Origin of the sequence: Alcanivorax xiamenensis, from assembly GCF_009846745.1 — a bacterium.
Classification (GTDB): domain Bacteria; phylum Pseudomonadota; class Gammaproteobacteria; order Pseudomonadales; family Alcanivoracaceae; genus Alloalcanivorax; species Alloalcanivorax xiamenensis.
Map to the genome: position 1 here is coordinate 104184 of NZ_AQPF01000004.1, position 15530 is coordinate 119713.

At 63.1% G+C, this 15530-nt stretch carries 14 protein-coding genes; 2 read left to right on the forward strand and 12 right to left on the reverse strand.

Going from position 1 to position 15530, the window contains the following annotated elements; genetic code table 11:
• Positions 1 to 107 precede the first annotated feature (107 nt).
• The 9 genes from A6D6_RS04545 to prmA form a co-directional block, all read right to left on the reverse strand.
• Positions 108 to 2894: a hybrid sensor histidine kinase/response regulator gene (locus tag A6D6_RS04545; protein ID WP_159660060.1), complete on the reverse strand. Its 2787-nt coding sequence runs from the start codon at positions 2892 to 2894 to the stop codon at positions 108 to 110.
• Positions 2860 to 3918 carry a cyclic nucleotide-binding domain-containing protein gene (locus tag A6D6_RS04550; RefSeq protein WP_133491966.1) on the reverse strand — a complete coding sequence of 353 codons (1059 nt, stop codon included), beginning with the start codon at positions 3916 to 3918 and terminating at the stop codon, positions 2860 to 2862. The genes A6D6_RS04545 and A6D6_RS04550 overlap by 35 nt, the downstream gene beginning before the upstream one ends.
• Before the next feature lie 187 nt (positions 3919 to 4105).
• Positions 4106 to 4855: a sulfite exporter TauE/SafE family protein gene (locus tag A6D6_RS04555; RefSeq protein WP_133491967.1), complete on the reverse strand. Its 750-nt coding sequence runs from the start codon at positions 4853 to 4855 to the stop codon at positions 4106 to 4108.
• A gap of 64 nt (positions 4856 to 4919) precedes the next feature.
• Positions 4920 to 6206 carry a phosphoribosylamine--glycine ligase gene (gene purD, locus A6D6_RS04560; RefSeq protein WP_159660061.1) on the reverse strand — a complete coding sequence of 429 codons (1287 nt, stop codon included), beginning with the start codon at positions 6204 to 6206 and terminating at the stop codon, positions 4920 to 4922.
• 94 nt (positions 6207 to 6300) lie between these two features.
• Entirely contained in the window at positions 6301 to 7869 is a 1569-nt protein-coding gene (purH, locus tag A6D6_RS04565; protein ID WP_159660062.1) for a bifunctional phosphoribosylaminoimidazolecarboxamide formyltransferase/IMP cyclohydrolase, read from the reverse strand.
• Positions 7870 to 8035: 166 nt separating this feature from the next.
• On the reverse strand, positions 8036 to 8317 hold the full coding sequence (gene fis / locus A6D6_RS04570) for a DNA-binding transcriptional regulator Fis (protein WP_014993375.1): 282 nt from the start codon (positions 8315 to 8317) through the stop codon (positions 8036 to 8038).
• 44 nt (positions 8318 to 8361) lie between these two features.
• Complete coding sequence (dusB, locus tag A6D6_RS04575) at positions 8362 to 9402, reverse strand: tRNA dihydrouridine synthase DusB (protein ID WP_159660063.1); 1041 nt, start codon at positions 9400 to 9402, stop codon at positions 8362 to 8364.
• A gap of 112 nt (positions 9403 to 9514) precedes the next feature.
• A complete protein-coding gene (locus A6D6_RS04580; protein WP_159660064.1) occupies positions 9515 to 10615 on the reverse strand; it encodes a zinc-ribbon and DUF3426 domain-containing protein in 1101 nt (366 codons plus the stop codon).
• 82 nt (positions 10616 to 10697) lie between these two features.
• The gene (gene prmA / locus A6D6_RS04585) at positions 10698 to 11582 is read right to left on the reverse strand and encodes a 50S ribosomal protein L11 methyltransferase (RefSeq protein ID WP_133491972.1); all 885 of its coding nucleotides are present in this window, start codon (positions 11580 to 11582) and stop codon (positions 10698 to 10700) included.
• Between the two features lie 156 nt (positions 11583 to 11738).
• Between prmA and A6D6_RS04590 the strand changes: the two genes are divergently transcribed.
• Together A6D6_RS04590 and A6D6_RS04595 are read left to right on the forward strand one after the other, a co-directional pair.
• Positions 11739 to 12308: an isoprenylcysteine carboxylmethyltransferase family protein gene (locus tag A6D6_RS04590; protein WP_133491973.1), complete on the forward strand. Its 570-nt coding sequence runs from the start codon at positions 11739 to 11741 to the stop codon at positions 12306 to 12308.
• Positions 12309 to 12384: 76 nt separating this feature from the next.
• Positions 12385 to 13047 carry a BUD32 family EKC/KEOPS complex subunit gene (locus A6D6_RS04595; RefSeq protein WP_159660065.1) on the forward strand — a complete coding sequence of 221 codons (663 nt, stop codon included), beginning with the start codon at positions 12385 to 12387 and terminating at the stop codon, positions 13045 to 13047.
• A gap of 191 nt (positions 13048 to 13238) precedes the next feature.
• Here the strand turns inward: A6D6_RS04595 and accC are convergent, their stop codons facing one another.
• From accC to aroQ, 3 genes are read right to left on the reverse strand one after another with little or no spacing between them, the layout of a single operon-like run.
• Complete coding sequence (accC, locus tag A6D6_RS04600; protein WP_133491975.1) at positions 13239 to 14585, reverse strand: acetyl-CoA carboxylase biotin carboxylase subunit; 1347 nt, start codon at positions 14583 to 14585, stop codon at positions 13239 to 13241.
• Between the two features lie 11 nt (positions 14586 to 14596).
• Positions 14597 to 15043 carry an acetyl-CoA carboxylase biotin carboxyl carrier protein gene (accB, locus tag A6D6_RS04605; protein WP_133491976.1) on the reverse strand — a complete coding sequence of 149 codons (447 nt, stop codon included), beginning with the start codon at positions 15041 to 15043 and terminating at the stop codon, positions 14597 to 14599.
• A gap of 34 nt (positions 15044 to 15077) precedes the next feature.
• Entirely contained in the window at positions 15078 to 15530 is a 453-nt protein-coding gene (gene aroQ / locus A6D6_RS04610; protein WP_159660066.1) for a type II 3-dehydroquinate dehydratase, read from the reverse strand.

Genomic DNA, 15530 nt, shown 5'->3' on the forward strand with positions numbered 1-15530 from the left:
GGATGGTAAGCCGGCCATGCGGATGTCCGTGGCGGACGCCGGTATGGCCGGGGCGATAGTGTAGCAGGCAACGCTCGCCATCGTCGCGGCGGCGCGCCTCGCGCGGGTCAGGATTCTTCCCTGGATTCCTCCACCCCGCGCCGGGTGAAGCGAATCAGTACGTCACGAAGCACATTCAGTTCCACCGGCTTGGGGATGTGGGCGTTCATTCCCGATGCCAGGCTGCGCTCCCGGTGCTCGCGCAGGATATGGGCGGTGAGGGCGACAATGGGGACCGCCACCAGACCATTTTCCCGCTCGTGGGCACGAATCCGGCGGGTGGCCTCGAATCCGTCCATCTCTGGCATTTCGCAGTCCATCAGGATCAGGTCGTAACGCTTCTGGGTGGCGCGGTTGAGGGCCTCGAGGCCGTTGGCGGCCAGTTCCGGAGAAATTCCCAGCTTATTGAGCATGCCGCGGATTACCTTCTGGCTCAGCTTGTGGTCCTCGACCACCAGCACCTGTAGTCCGGGGTCAGGGCTTTCGCTGCGCTGGCGTGGCGCTGAAGGGCGCTGCAGGCCCAGTTCCTCGCTCAGTACCTGTTTGAGGCGCGGCGCCGACACCGGTTTGGTCAGAACCCGGTGGATACTGACGTTGCGTGCGTCCATATCGGTGGGGGAACTGCTGATGCCGGTGAGCATGATCAATACCGGCGAGTGCGTGATGACCGGGTCTTCGTGGATCCGTGCCGCCAGTTGCACCCCGGTCATCCCCGGCATCTGGTGGTCCAGCAGCACCACGTCGTAGGGCTCGTTGATATTGGCCTGGGTGCGCAATGAGGCCAGCGCCTCGCGTGGATCGTTGCTGGCGGTGACACGCATGCCCCAGCTCAGGGCCAGGTGGCGGATCACCCGGGTGACGGTGGTGGAATCATCCACCACCAGCATGCTGCGTCCGAGCAGGGGGACCCGGTCCGCCGGATTATCGGGCGCCGGATCATCCAGCGCCGATAGCGGCACGATGAACCAGTAGGCCGGTTCCTGATTGTGCCCGTCGCGATGTCCGCAGCGGCCGCCCATGGCTTCCACCAATTGCTCGGCGATAGCCAGGTTCAGGGTGCTGCTGTCCTGGCGGGCGCCGTTTTCGCGCAGATCGTGCAGGGTGCCGGCGCGCAGAGCGGTGCCAGCGAATTCAAAGCGCACCTGGCCGGCCTGGCCGGTGGGTTCCAGCGACACATCAATGATCAGTTCGCCATGCTGTGCCTGGCGGATGAAGGCGCCAATCAGATTGGTCAGCACCTGGCGCAGGCGTCCGGGATCCCCCTCCATGCGAGCTGGCACATTGGTGTGCACATGGGTGATCAGCTCCACCTGCTTTTCTTCGGCCCGTTCCCGGAACAGGTCCACGGCATCCACCAGCAGCTCGTGCACATCCAGAGCCTCGCGGCTGATCTCGGTACCCGATGTGGACAGCTGGGAATATTCGAGTACGTCGTTGATGATCTTCAACAGGCTTTCGCCGGCGTTGTGGATGGCGCTGACACACTCCTTCTGATTCGGGGTCAGTGGGGTATCGTCGAGCAATTCGGCCATGCCGAGGATGCCGCTGAGCGGGGTGCGAGCGTCGTGCCCCATGCGTGCCAGGGTCTCGCGGCGGGTGGTCTCGACGGTCTCGGTGACGGCCTGATTGCGTAACTGTTCCGCCCTGAGCCGTTGGCGGCGTTGATGCTGCAGACGCAGACCGGCGGTTTTCAGGCTGCCCGCCACGGTGAACACCAGAAGCAATGTCAGTGGCACATCCAGGCCGGTATGCAGCAGGCCCAGGGTTACCAGGCACAAAATGGCTACCGGCACGCCCACCAGAATACTGGTGAAGAAGAACAGGGCGCCGGCGGGCACTTCCCGGTGCCAGGCCTGATAACCCAGTGCGACCAGACAGGGAACGGACAGCAGAACGAGGATGCTGCACAGCCCCATCGCCGCTGGTGACGGCAGAATCAACAGCAACGGGATCTGCACCAGGGCCAGAGCCCCCAGCACCAGCAGGATGTAGTGCAGGGCGGGACTGTGCTGGTGACTGTCGACGAAGGTGCGCCCGGCGCCGCAGGCGGCGAACAGCGCCACGGAGAGCAGGGTGAGGCGCAATGGATGATCCCAACTGCTGAGATCATCCTGATGGCCCAGGAAGCCGCCGCCGACGACGATAAGGCCGACCACGCAGAAGCCGAACAGGGCGTGGTAGCCGTGGCTGGTGGCGGAACGCATGAAGGCCAGAGCCAGATGGTACAGGGACATGGTCAGCAACATGCCGATCAGCAGCCAGTAGACGCCGTACAGAGGATTGTCCCCGAGCGCTTTTTGCATGGTGGTGAGCGTCAATGAATAGACCAGTTCACCGTGAGGATTCACCCGCCAGTAGAAGACCCGCGGCTGGCCCAAGGGCAGATCGAGCACCTGGATCGGGTAGCGGTGGACAAAGGATTCATCCGGCAGCGGGGTGCGATAGCGCGTGGTGCCGGGGGGGCCGTCGGGAACATAGAACTGACTGTCCTGGTAGGCACGGGGAGCCATCACCAGAGCGAAGCGCTGCTGATCGGACAGCTCATTGTGGATGGAAACGCGAATCCACCAGTCGTGGTTGCTCAGCCCGAGCCGTTCGACGAAGCGGGAGGCTGGTTGGAACCGGTGATCCAGGCCGCCGCTGACCACATCCTCCAGGGAATAATGATTGTCCGGGTCGGGCAGGTATTCGGAATAGATGGTAATGCGGGCATCGTCCGGCTCGCTGTTGATCACGAACGGCGGCGGGGGAGCCGCCCAGGCGCGGCCGGCGACCAGCCAGAGCAGGCCGAATATCAGCGGCAGCCACCGCCCAGGGGGGTTATTCCGTGGCCAAAACGTCCTTGGTGGCATCATCCTTCTTCGTTTCCCGATCCAGCACATACGCATTGAGGCCGGCTTCGGAAAGGATATAGGCTCCCAACTCGCTGCGTCGACCCGCGGAACACAGTATATAAGTGAAATCCCGCTCCAGGGCGGGGGCTTTTTGTCTCAGTTCGCCCAGCGGAATATTGCGGGCGCCGGGAGTCCGGTCATGCCGGAATTCCATCGGTAACCGCACATCGAGCAGAATACAAGCGTGGTCGCCGTCGAGGACCATGTCGTTGAGGGTATCCTCATTCAGATGGCGGATCACGGAGGCTTGCAGAATGTCCTGGAAATCATCCTGCCCCAGGCACATCAGCACACCATCGCTGGTCATCGTCACGGTGGCGTTACGTGGCTGGTCGCTGATCAGGGCGTCTTCGCCGAAAAAACGGCCCGGTCCCAGAGTGGCGAGGGTACCGGTGCCGCGCCCCTGGCCACGGGTGACCATGGCCTGCCCCTGTTTGAGCACGTAGAACGTGTCGCCGGCATCCCCTTCGCGGACCACGGTGGTGCCCATCTCCACTTCCCGGGGCCTGAACTGCATGAACAGCGTATGCAGCTTGGCCGGCGCGATGCGGGCGAACAAGCCGGACGCCAGCAGGGCGTCGGTCCAGTCCCATTGCTCCTCCTGTCCCGGCGGCGGCAACAGATCGACCGCGCCGGTCCAGGCCATCAACAGATCCAGCTTATCCCGATCCAGAGTGTAAAGGATGGCGCCGGTGCGGGTAATGGCGTTGACGGTATGCGGCGCGCAGTTGTCCAGGGCCAGATAATTTTCGTCATCGCCGGCGGAAAACGGCCGCACGCTGAAGCCGGCATCAATCAGATCCAGTTCACCGTCCACCAGAAAGTAGGCCTTGTCGCTGTGCTGGCCCCGTTTGAACACCATCCGACCGGGGGGCAGATTCAGCACTTCCAACTGGCCCTGGATGGCCTGCAGGTGAGTCTGGCTGAGGCCGTCGAACGGAATAAACTCGGCGAGCCGGGACGGATCCGGTGTGGTGATGGACATACTTTCCCCCTGAGCAAACGCACGGCGCCAGAAGCGGCAGCGGACGATACACCGGCGACGATCATTATGGTTGTGATGAGACAAGCGGTCTCGAGGTGTCGCGTTAGGGCCGATGATAGCGGCTACTTTAAGCCTTTTCCCGGATAGGTCGCGGTTTTGTGATAAGGGTCCTGGAGCAGGCAGTGAGTCAGGCGGTCAGCGCCATCAGCAGGGTGCCGCCGCCGGACAGCATTAGCAGGACGAAGATGCCGCGCCGCAGCGTACGCTCACTGACCGGCGGCGGGAAACGGTTGCCGACCCAGGCCATCGCCGCCACCACCGGCAGCGACAACAGCCCGATCTTGACCACATCCAGGGTCAGATCACCATGCAATCCGACCACTACCAAACGCCCCAGTGACGCCAGTGAGAACAGCGTCAGCAGGGTGATGCGGATGGTCTGGACCGGGATCGGTTGGCGATAGAGCTGATAGACGACCGGGGGGCCGCTGACGCTGAACAGGCCGCCGAAGAACCCGCCGAGGAAACCGGTGCCGACGAAAGCGGCCGGTGAGGAACGCCGTGGCAGCGGATCCGGGCGGCAGACCAGCACCAGGCCGGCGGCGACAATGACGGCGCCAAGCAGCGCCTTGAGCAGATTCTGGGCATTGCTGTTGAGATAGCTGAGAAGCAGCACACCGATGATCATGGCCGGAACCAGGCCAATCAGGCTCTGCGCGATGATACGGCCGTCCGCCTTTCTTAGTTGGGGCACCGCCACCACCGCGCCCATGGCCAGATTCATGATGTTCAGCGCGGTGGCGGTGGTCGGGATCGAGCCAAGTTGGAGCAGGGTCACGGCGGCCAGCAGGAAGATGCCGAGAGCGAAACCGGTGACGGCCTGAATATAGGAGCCGATGGCGACGGCCAGCAGAAACAACGGCAGCGATTCAGGCATGGTGCTCCCTGCGCGGGGTGGCGGCGATCAATGAATGACCGCCAGATTGGGGGTGAAAGCCGGGTCAGCCGCGCTCCCGGGCCACGGCGCGATAGCCGATATCAGTACGGTGGTAGGCGTCTTTCCAGGAAATCCTGGCCACCCCCCGGTAAGCATTGCGTTGCGCATCGGCGACGCTGTCACCCAGGGCGGTGACGCACAGTACCCGCCCGCCATTGGTGACCACCTGGCCGTCTTGCTCGCGGGTGCCGGCGTGGAAGACCTTCACCAGATCGGAATCGGCCTGGTCCAGCCCTTCGATGGCGTCCCCTTTGCCGTAGTCGTCCGGGTAGCCGCCGGCGGCCAGCACCACACCCAAAGCCGGGCGTGGGTCCCATTGCGCTTCCACCTGGTCCAGGCGGCGATCCAGGGCGGCCTGGCAGAGCCCGGCCAGGTCGGATTGCAGACGCATCATGATCGGCTGGGTTTCCGGATCACCGAAGCGGCAGTTGTACTCGATCACCTTGGGCTGACCGGCGGCGTCGATCATCAGGCCGGCATAGAGGAAGCCGGTGTAGGGCATGCCTTCCGCGGCCATGCCGGCCACGGTGGGCCGGATCACCTGATCCATGATGCGCTGGTGCACGTCATCGCTGACCACCGGCGCTGGCGAATAAGCGCCCATGCCGCCGGTGTTGGGGCCGGTGTCGCCGTCGCCCACCCGTTTGTGGTCCTGGCTGGTGGCCATCGGCAGGATATGCTCGCCGTCGGCCATGACGATGAAACTCGCTTCCTCACCGTCCAGGAACTCTTCCACCACCACGCGGTGGCCGGCGTCACCGAAACGGTTACCGGCGAGCATATCGCGCACCGCCTCTTCCGCTTCCGGCAGCGTCATGGCGACGATCACGCCTTTGCCGGCGGCCAGGCCGTCGGCCTTGATTACGATGGGGGCACCCTGTTCACGAACATAGGCCAGCGCCTCGTCCACATCGGTGAAGTTGCCATAGGCGGCGGTAGGAATGTGGTGACGGGCCAGAAAATCCTTGGTGAAGGCCTTGGAGCCTTCCAACTGGGCCGCTGCCTTGCTGGGGCCGAAGCAGCGCAGGCCGCGCTCCTGGAAGTAATCCACCACGCCTTCCACCAGCGGCGCTTCCGGGCCAACAATGGTCAGGGCCACCTGCTCGCGCTCGGCCAGATCGGCCAGGGCGGGCAGATCCAGCACATCCACCGCCACGTTTTCCAACTTGGCTTCGCGGGCGGTGCCGGCATTGCCGGGTGCCACCAGCACTTTTTCCACATGCTCCGCCTGGGCCACTTTCCAGGCCAGGGCGTGTTCACGTCCGCCGGAACCGATAATCAGGACCTTCATGAGTCTCTCACTTCGTTCGAGTCGCTTTCACGCACCACGCTCGACGCTGGCACGCAAAAGAGCGTGGTGCGTGTAGCGTGCATGCGTGCCAGCGTCAGTGTCTGAAATGCCGCATGCCGGTGAAGACCATGGCCATGTCGGCCTCGTCGGCGGCGGCGATGACTTCCTCGTCGCGGATCGAGCCGCCCGGCTGAATCACACAGCGGATGCCGTTCTCGGCGGCGTTATCGATGCCGTCGCGGAACGGAAAGAAGGCATCGGACGCCATCACCGAGCCTTTCACTTCCAGGCCGGCGTGTTCCGCCTTGATGGCGGCGATGCGGGCGGAGTTCACCCGGCTCATCTGGCCGGCGCCAACACCCACCGTCCGCCGGTTTTTGGCGTAGACGATGGCGTTGGATTTGACGAACTTGGCCACTTTCCAGGCGAAGATCAGGTCGTGCATCTCGGCTTCCGTCGGCGCCCGCTTGGTGACCACTTTCAGATCCCCCTCGGTGATCATGCCGACGTCCCGATCCTGCACCAACAGGCCGCCGTTGACGCGTTTGTAGTCGAGGCCACTGCTTGCCGGCCCGCTGATTTCGCCGCACACCAGCACGCGCACGTTCTTCTTGGCGGCGGTGACGGCAAGGGCTTCCTCGCTCACCGCGGGCGCGATGATCACTTCCACGAACTGACGGTCGACGATCGCCTTGGCGGTGGCCGCGTCCAGTTCACGATTGAACGCGATGATGCCGCCGAAGGCGGATTCCGGGTCGGTCTGGAAAGCCAGCTCATAAGCTTTGCCGATGCCGTCCAGGCTCACCGACACGCCGCAAGGATTCGCGTGCTTGACGATCACGCAGGCCGGCTTGGTGAAGGACTTGACGCATTCCAGCGCGGCATCGGTATCGGCGATGTTGTTGTAGCTCAGTTCCTTGCCCTGCAATTGCCGGGCAGTGGCCACGGAGGCCTCGCCGGGCCGCCGCTCGGTGTAGAACGCCGCCTTCTGGTGGGGGTTCTCGCCGTAGCGCATTTCCTGGGCCTTGACGAAATTCAGATTGATGGTGCGCGGGAAGTCGGCGCTGCCGTTGCCGACCCGGCGGCCAAAATAGTTGGCGATGGCGCTGTCGTAGGCGGCGGTGTGCTCGAACGCCTTGATCGCCAGATCGAAGCGCAACCCATCGGACAAAGCGCCATTGTTGGCGTTCATGTCCTCCAGCACGCGGGCGTAGTCGCCGGCGTCGGTGACGATGCCCACGTGGGCATTGTTCTTGGCCGCCGAGCGCACCATGGTGGGGCCGCCGATGTCGATGTTTTCGATGGCGTCTTCCAGGCTGCAGTCCGGGTTGGCGACGGTCTGCTCGAACGGGTAGAGGTTCACCACCACCAGATCGATGGGCTGGATGTCGTTGTCCGCCATGACCTGATCATCCTGGCCGCGCCGGCCAAGGATGCCGCCATGCACCTTGGGGTGCAGGGTCTTCACCCGTCCGTCCATCATTTCCGGGAAGCCGGTGTAATCGGATACTTCGCGAACGGCGATGCCGGCCTCCTGGATGGCACGGAAAGTGCCGCCCGTGGAGAGCAGTTCCACGCCCCGGTTGGCCAGGGCCCGGGCGAAGTCGACAATACCGGTTTTATCGGAAACGCTGATCAGCGCGCGTTCTACCACCTTGCTCATGGGAGGGGCACCTTTGGTGACGCTTGCACGCCGACACGCTGCACGCTTGCACGCCTGGTGTGGAGCAGCGGAGCGGGGTTTGTCAGTTGCGTGCCAGCGTGTTGCGTGTTAGCGATACTCAATAAAAAAGGGCAGTCTGAACTGCCCTCGGCATTCTGGGTTATCCTTACAGCAAACCGTACTGCTTGAGTTTCTTGCGCAGCGTCCCGCGGTTCAGGCCCAGTAATTCAGCAGCCTTGGTCTGGTTGCCACGGGTGTATTCCAGAACTTTTTCCAGTAGCGGAATTTCCATCTCCGCCAGCACCATCTGGTACAGGTCGCTGACCGCTTCCCCATCCAGCTGATTGAAGTAGTCGGTGATGGACCGTCGCACGCAGTTACGCAGTGTATCGTGGGTTTCGCTGCGGGCGAGGGTCAGATGCGGTTTACGCGATTCAGCGGTGTTCATTTCTGTCAGTGTCCGTGCAGTGACTGTCTTCATGGAAGAAAGGGTCATGCGGCCAATGCTCCGTCTTTGTTCCGGGCAGACACCCCGCCATAGCAACCGATACGCAACCGGTCACTGCTGGCGCTGATCTGTTGGAAAAACTGCTCGATGGCCCGCCGTTGGTCGGTGGCCTTTTCCAGGTTGTTGAATCCGCGCCGGAAATGCTCCCCGCCCGGCAAATTCTGGGTGTACCAGCCCAGATGTTTGCGAGCGATGCGCACACCGGAATACGTGCCGTAGAAGTCATGCAAGTCACTCAAATGAGTGAGCACGCGAGCGCGTACTTCTTCCACCGATGGCGCCGGGGCTAAACGACCGTGCTCCAGGTAATGCACCGTATCCTGGAATATCCAGGGGTTACCCTGAGCAGCGCGGCCGATCATGATACCACCGGCACCGGTGCTTTGCAGTATCCGTTGCGCTTTTTGTGGGGAATCGATGTCGCCGTTGGCGATAACCGGGATCTCCACGGAGCGGACCACCTCGCCGATGGTGTCGAATTCCGCTTCGCCATTGAAACGGTCGGCACGGGTGCGGCCGTGAATGGCCAGCGCCTGGATGCCGGACTGTTCGGCGATGCGGGCGATCAGAACCGCGTTGCGGTTGTCGCGGGTGGGGCCGGTGCGGATTTTCAGGGTGACCGGTACCGGCACGGCGGCCACCACCGATTCGAGAATCCGCGCCACCAGCTCCGGCTCCGACAACAAGGCGGAACCGGCGGCCCGTTTGCAGACTTTTTTCGCCGGGCAGCCCATATTGATATCGATGATCTCGGCGCCCAGGTCCACGTTGGCGCGGGCGGCCTCCGCCATCATCAGCGGATCGGCGCCGGCGATCTGCACCGAGATCGGGCCAGGCTCGCCGCTGTGATCAAGACGGCGCGATGACTTGGCCGACTGCCAGAGGCGGGTGTCCGAGGTCACCATTTCCGACACCACCAGGCCAGCGCCCAGTTCCCGGCACAGACGCCGGAACGGGCGATCCGTGACACCGGCCATGGGGGCCAGGATCACCGGATTGGGCAGGGCGTGGGGGCCGATGCGCATGATGGTCCTCGATTGGACGGAACGGGTTCACCGGGTGGAGACTCCGGCATGGGGGCGCCAATCATAGAGGCACGGGCGCCGGGAGAAAAGGGCGGCAGCGGGGATATGCGGCTCAGTGGACGTTGGAAAGCCGCGCCGCCGGCCTTTGGGCCGCCGGCAGCAGCCTCAGATGGTAGCTGACCGCCTTGTGTCCCGGGTCGACGATTTCCAGGGAAACGTGTATCGGTGTGCGGATCGGCATGGCCCCGGCCCCGGCCAACTCTCCGCGCAGGTACTCGCCGGCCTGGAAGCGCCGCCGGGCCACCGGCTTGCCTTGCAGATCAATGAAGGTCAATTCCAGTTCCGGGAACGGCTGTGGCCAGGACGCCTCATTGAACAGCAGGGCATCCACCACCAGCGCATTGTCGAATCGTGGATGGCTGCGTACCACCAGATTGGTACCCCGCAGTTGAGTGGTATCCACCCGTGGCGGCAGGGTGCAGCCGGCCACCGCGCAGGCTTCGGCGAAAGCGGGGCGCCAGCGCGGATCCCTGCTCAGCGTGTCGAAATGGAAAAACAGGTACTGGCCGGCCAGCACCGTCAGAGCCAGCAGTACCGCCAGAGTCCAGCCCAACAACGCCAGCGGATTGCGGCGGGGAGGGCTGTCCAGTTCGCGCCGCGCCGCCGAACGGGCGGTGGCCGGTCCGTTAAGAAATTCAAAGGCGTCGTCCGCGGCCGCTTCCGGTTCGGCCGGGGCGGGTTGCGGTGTCGCGGGGGCGCCGGCGTCTCTGGTGTCGGCGGTGACCGGTTCGGGATCCGATTCGAGTTCCTGCAGCAGAGCCTCGGCCCAGGATTCATCGGTTTGCTCGTGGGGATGGTTGCCCAGTTCCAGATCCAGATCGGGGACCGGGTCCTCCTTTTCCAGGGACAGGAAGCTGTCGCTCAGTTGCAACTGGCGGTCGTCTTCGGCGCGGATGCGGTCAGGGCTTGAGGGGGCCGGAGCCGGTGTCTTCTCGGGGAGTGCTTCCTCGGGGAGTGCCGCCGACCAGTCCGCCGCCGGTGCCGGCGTTTCTTCCCGCACCAGCGGCGGGCCTTCCAGTAAGTGTTCGGTGGCCTGAAAAACGCGCAAGCAGGAACCACAGCGCACCGCACCCTTGGCCTGGGCCAGATGCTCCTCGCTGATCTTGAATTGCGCCTCGCAGTGAGGGCAACGGGTCTTGTAGGGGCCGGTCATGCGCTGGCGGTCCGTGAGTCGGATTTTTCGTGTAGTGGCTGTGTAGGGAGTTTTACCGAATCATGCCATCCCGCCGCAACTGTTATGCGGACAGCTTGCGAACCCCGTCTATTCTTACCCAGTCCCCGCGCTGTTCGATTGGCGACAGATCGAACCAGGGTTGGTAGGCCTCCGCCACGGATCGGGCCTGTTCGGCGAGGATGCCCGACAACGCCAGCAGCGCGCCGGGCTTGCAGTATCCGGCCAGGGTCGGCGCCAGTTGGATCAGCGGGGCCGCCAGAATATTGGCGACCAGAACGTCACACTGGAAACCCCTCGGCATGGCGTCCGCCGGACACAGATCGAGCCGGTCGGCGACTTGATTGGCCTCGGCGTTGGCGCGACTGGCCAGCAACGCTTGCTCATCAATGTCGTTACCCAGGGCCCGCCCGGCACCAAGTAGCAAGGCGGCGATGGACAACACGCCGGAACCGCAGCCCACGTCCAATACTTGCTTGCCGGACACTGGCGCCGCCTCCAACCACTCCAGACACAGCGCGGTGGTTTCATGGGTGCCGGTGCCGAAGGCCAGGCCCGGATCCAGACGCAGGTTGACCGCCGCCGGATCCGGCGGGTCGCTCCAACTGGGTACGATCCACAGCCGTTCACCGAAGCGCATCGGGGCAAAGTCGTCCATCCAGGCCCGCTCCCAGACCTGGTCCTCAAGCCGCTCGATACGATGATCCTGGGGCGTCAGGCCCAGCGCATCCAGACGTTCGAGAACGTTTTGCAGGTCGTCCTGGTCCGAGAACAAGGCGGTGACCACGGTGGCCCGCCACAGCGGCCGGGCGCCGGGCGGCGGTTCGAAAACCGGCTGATCGGCGCCGTCGGTCAGGGTTACCGCCACCGCGCCCAGGGTTTCCAGTGCGTCTTGTAGAGCGTCCGCCTGTTGCGAGTCGGACGCCAGATGTAGCTGTTGCCAGGTCATGACACCTCCATGGAGAAGCGGCAGTATAACGGCGACCGGAAAAATTTGCGCCGTGGCGGAGTGTGCCGTCACCGCCATTCGCACTTGCACAGCGGCTATTTTTTCACCGGCCGTTAAGGAGTACTATCCGGATTCGTCTATCGGACTGACCAGCCTATGACTGAAGATGCCGCCGAGTTGATATTGGTGCTGATGGTGATCGCCAGCGCCTTGCTGTACCGGTTCGCGATGCCGCGTTTGCGGCGTCCGCGCGCGCTGGCGCGCCCCTCGCCGGATCTGGAGCAAATCATCCTGGTCGGCATGGTGTTCTGCACCATGGTGGTGATTCCCTTCCTGGACATGATGGTGCCCTGGTTTGAGTTCGCCGATATTGTGTTCATGGATGAGGTGGCCTGGCTGGGGTTGCTGCTCGGCAGCGCCGCGGTGTGGTTGTTCTGGCGGGCCAAGGAGGATCTGACCCGTTGTCCCCGACGGCCAGTGGATAGCGGGGTGTACCGTTATCTGCGTCACCCGTCCTGCGCCGCCATGCTGCTTTGGTCCCTGGCGCAATTGCTGCTGTTACAGAACTGGCTGGCTGGCCCCGCCGCGGCTTTGACCTTTACAATGGTTTACTTGCTACAGTTGCCCAGGGAAGAGCAACGTATGCTGGAGCGGTATGGTCATCGCTATCTGGACTATATGGCGCGCACCCCGGCGATTCTGCCGCGTTTCTCTCGTTATCGTTAACGGTCATCGTTGATTTCCCCTTTTCGCGCCCCCATAGCGGTGGTCGCCTTTAAAACGGTTCAGGAGCCGTTTTTCCATGATTAGGATTCATCCCCTCTGTCGTCAGCAGTTGGAGGACGTGATCAGCCACTCGGAAGTGGTCGAACGTGACGGACACGGCATCAAGGTGCTGCGTCTGCGTGATGGCCGCTATCTGAAGTACTTCCGGCGCAAACGCTACTTCAATCGCGAATTACTGTCCCCGGCGGCGGTACGCTTCGCCCGCCACGCCCGGCAACTGGCGCAATTACGCATTCCCACTCTGGAAGTGGAAAGCCTGCACCGTATCATCGGCGAGCCGCATACGGTGGCGGTGTATCAGCCGATGCCGGGCCTGACGTTGCGCCAGATGCTGGCTCGCGGGCAGGTGGACACCCAACTGATGTACCGGGTGGGCGTGTTCATCGCCCGCCTGCACCGTTTGGGCGTCTTTTTCCGTTCCGTGCATCCGGGCAACATCGTCATCGACGGTCTGCGCATCGGTTTGATCGACGTGCTGGATATGAAGGTGCGCCCCTGGTCCATGTCCCGTTGGGCCCGGCGCCGTAACTGGCTGCACTTCCTGCGTTGCGAGGAAGATCGCCCGCATCTGCGGGATGAGCTGGTGGAGGCATTGTTGGTGGGCTATCGGGATGCCGCCGACCTGCCGTCCCATGAGATCGGCGAGGTGGCGGAGCGGGTCCGGCATTTGCTGGGCTGAAGGACACGCACCCAAGGTGGCTCCCACGGTTTGTGCTCCGAAGCCGCTGTGGGAAGCTTGCTTGCAAGCGAATGTGTCAATGCCAGAGGCCGGTAATTCGCCAGCGAACTGGTCTCCCACAGCGGCTTTGTAGCGGTTCTCTCCATACAGGACTCCATACAGGACTCCATACAAGAAAGGACCGCGATGCCTTAATGATTACCCAGTTTCTTCTCCAGGTAATGGATATCCACGCCGCCTTCCTGGAAAGCGGCGTCGCGGAATATCTTGTCCCGGTGCAGGGCCACGTTGGTCTTGATCCCTTCCACCACGATCTCGTCCAGAGCGTTGCGCATGCGGGCAAACGCCACGTCGCGGTTTTCACCCCAGGTGATGATCTTGCCGATCAGCGAGTCGTAGTAGGGCGGTACCGTGTAGCCGCCATAGACGTGGGAATCCACCCGTACCCCATTGCCGCCGGGAGCATGGAAGTAGCTGATCTTGCCGGGGCTGGGCACGAAGGTATTGGGATCCTCGGCATTGACCCGCACCTCGATGGCGTGGCCAAGAAAGGTGATGTCTTCCTGTTTCAAGGCCAGGCCTTCGCCGCCGGCGATGCGCAGCTGTTCCTTGACGATGTCGACGCCGGTGATCATCTCGCTGACCGGGTGCTCCACCTGCACGCGAGTGTTCATTTCGATGAAATAGAAACCCTCGTTCTCGTACAGGAACTCAAAGGTCCCGGCGCCGCGGTAGTTGATCTCCTTACAGGCGTTGACGCAACGTTGGGCCACTTCTTCCTTCAGGTGAGCCGGAATGTTGGGGGCGGGCGCCTCTTCCACCACCTTCTGGTGACGGCGCTGCAGGGAGCAGTCCCGATCACCGAGATGTATCGCGTGACCGGCGCCGTCGGAGAGCACCTGAATCTCCACGTGGCGTGGTTTCTGCAGGAATTTCTCCATATACACGGTGGCATCACCGAAGGCGTTCTTGGCTTCGGAACGGGTCAGCGTCACCGCGTTGAGCAACTGGTCCGCATGTTCCACCACGCGCATGCCGCGCCCGCCACCACCGGCGGCGGCCTTGATGATGACCGGGTAACCAATCTGCTCGGCCATCGCCTGGGTGGCTTCCGGGTCATCGCCCACCGGACCATTGGAGCCGGGGACGGTGGGCACGCCGGCCTTTTTCATCGCCTCGATGGCGGACACCTTGTTGCCCATCAGGCGGATGGTGTCGGCGCGCGGCCCGATGAAGGTGAAGCCGGAGCGTTCCACGCTTTCGGCGAAGTCGGCGTTCTCCGCCAGGAAGCCGTAACCGGGGTGAATGGCATCGGCGTCGGTCACTTCCGCCGCACTGATGATGGCGGGGATGTTCAGATAGGATTCGGTGGACGGCGCCGGACCGATACACACCGCTTCATCGGCGAGACGCACGTGCATCAGGTCGCGGTCGGCCTTGGAGTACACCGCCACGGTGCGGATGCCCATTTCCTTGCAGGCGCGCAGCACGCGCAGGGCGATCTCGCCGCGGTTGGCAATGACGACTTTTTCCAGCATTTCGACCTCCGTTAAACGATGGAGAACAACGGCTGGTCGAACTCCACCGGTTCGCCGTCCTCGACCAGGATGGCATCAATAGTGCCGGATTTGTCCGCTTCGATCTGATTCATCATTTTCATCGCTTCGACGATGCACAGCACATCGCCGGCGTTGACCTTCTGGCCCACCTGAGCGAACGGCGTGGCGCCGGGAGCAGAGGCCCGGTAGAAGGTGCCCACCATCGGTGAGCGGACCAGATGACCGGCCGGGGACGCCGGTTCCGGTTCGGCCGCCGGAGCCGGGGCCGTTTGCGGGGCCACCGGAGCAGCCGCTACCGGAGCGATCGGTGCCGGCGCGGCGTTGCGCCAGCCGCCCCGGGTGATGCGCACGGATTCTTCGTTTTCGTGGATTTCCAGTTCTTCGATTCCGGATTCTTCCAGCAGCTCGATCAATTTCTTGATTTTTCGAATATCCATGTCCAGTCCTGTTGAGAGCTGTTGATGTTAATAGTCAGATGGCGTCATCGGTGCCCAGACGGCGGATGGCCGCGTCCAGTGCCAATTGGTAGCCGTCGGCGCCGAGCCCGCAGATCACTCCCTCGGCGATGTCCGAGAAATAAGAGTGATGGCGAAAGGTTTCGCGCCGGTGAATGTTGGAAAGGTGCACCTCGATAAACGGGATACTCACCGCCAGCAGAGCGTCACGCAATGCCACGCTGGTATGGGTGAACGCGGCCGGATTGATCAGAATGAAGTCGACGCCTTCCGCGCGGGCGGCGTGGATGCGCTCGATCAATTCGTATTCGGCATTGCTTTGCATATGCTGCAGATGATGGCCGGCCTTCCGGGCCCGGATCTGCAGGGCCTGGTCGATCTCAGCCAGACTGGTGGCGCCGTATTTGTCCGGCTCGCGCTGGCCGAGCAGATTCAGGTTGGGGCCGTGCAGAACCAGAATGGTGGCCAA